The organism is Streptomyces sp. NPDC006208 (genome assembly GCF_040613775.1).
GTDB lineage: Bacteria > Actinomycetota > Actinomycetes > Streptomycetales > Streptomycetaceae > Streptomyces.
Window position 1 is genome coordinate 1 of sequence record NZ_JBEXSW010000137.1, and the last position, 1425, is coordinate 1425.

A 1425-nucleotide genomic window follows, 5' to 3' on the forward strand; every position below is an offset into this window, starting at 1 on the left:
TAGGACTTGTCCGGCCGATCATGTGCGGAGCCAGATGGTGAGGGCTGCGGCGGTGGCGGTGCCCAGGTAGACGTAGCGGCGCTTGTCGTAGCGGGTGGCTACCGCCCGGTGCTGCTTGAGCCGGTTGATGGCGCGCTCGATGGTGTTGCGTTTCTTGTACCGTTCTTCGTCGAAGCCGGGTGGCCGCCCGCCACGTGAGCCCTTGCGTAGGCGGGCGGCCTGGCTGTCGGCCTTCTCCGGGATCGTGTGCCGGATGCCCCTGCACCGCAGGTATTCACGACAGGGCCCGTTGCTGTATGCCTTGTCGGCGGCGACGCTGTCGGGCTTCTTGCGGGGCCTGCCCGGCCCGTTCGTTGGGACGCGGATCTTCTCCAACACCGGTTTGAACTGGGTGCAGTCCGCTCGCTGACCTGGTGTGACGATCAAAGACAGAGGGCGGCAGCGGCCGTCCGCGCTCAGGTGGATCTTGGTGGAGAACCCGCCGCGCGAGCGGCCCAGGCCCTCACCTCCAGCACCACCTCCACCAGGAGGGCGTGCAGGCTCTGCCACGGCGTTTCGTCCTGATGTTCTGGCCCTTCGGCCCCCTTTGAAGCGGGTGCCGGCGGCGGGTCGGTGCGGGCACCCGCCGCATGCTGATGCGCACGAACGATCGTGGAGTCGACCGATACGTCCCAGTCGATCTCGCCTGCGGCATCGGCCGCGGCCTGGACCTGCTGGAGCAGACGCTCCCACGTCCCGTCGGCCGACCACAGGCGATGCCGTTCATAGACCGTCTTCCATGGCCCGAACCGTTCCGGCAGGTCACGCCACTGCACGCCGGTCCGCACCCGATGCAGAATCCCGTCGATCACCTGCCGGTGATCCCGCCACCGGCCACAACGCCTGTTACTGACCGGCAGGAACGGCCGCAGCCGTTCCCACTCGGCATCACTCAGGTCACCCCGCCCCATGCTCATATCAACGGGCTGGAACCGCAGTGGTCACCAGCGCGACCAGACAGGTCCTAACCGGCAGGTCGGATCACGGCGAACCGCGCGCTCATGGTGGGACCAAGGTGGTTGACAAGGCCGTATCCGGGCTGGTCCGGCCACGGCAGACTGAAGAGGAACGAGGTGACAATCACCTCGGTCACTTCGGGGATGTCGAGTCGAAGCTGTTCTTCCAGGAACCGCAGCGTGACGCGCCAGTCCGTCTCATCCCCTCCGAGGAACGACGCGACGGTCTCCTGAACGACGTCCCAGAAGAACACGTGAGACAGGACACCGTGCTCGTTGAAGACGTGCGCGCCAAATAGGTCCTCGAAGCCCGGCGAGGCCGCCACCAAGTCCCGTACCAGCTGAACATCCCGCTCCACAGCACCCCCTCCCTAGGCGCTCAGGATAGATCCACTCCTGCTCCGCACATGATCGACCGGACAAGTCCTAG

The 1425-nt window shown here is 66.2% G+C and carries 2 protein-coding genes; both read right to left on the reverse strand.

Features of this window, described 5'->3' with window-relative positions; genetic code table 11:
• Positions 1 to 18: 18 nt before the first annotated feature.
• A protein-coding gene (locus ABZ208_RS39060) for an IS5 family transposase (RefSeq protein WP_356914193.1) occupies positions 19 to 950 on the reverse strand; the annotation gives its coding sequence in 2 pieces (ribosomal slippage) (positions 19 to 615 and positions 618 to 950; 930 coding nt in all).
• Positions 951 to 1003: 53 nt separating this feature from the next.
• The gene (locus tag ABZ208_RS39065; protein WP_356914192.1) at positions 1004 to 1354 is read right to left on the reverse strand and encodes a hypothetical protein; all 351 of its coding nucleotides are present in this window, start codon (positions 1352 to 1354) and stop codon (positions 1004 to 1006) included.
• Between the last annotated feature and the right edge of the window lie 71 nt (positions 1355 to 1425).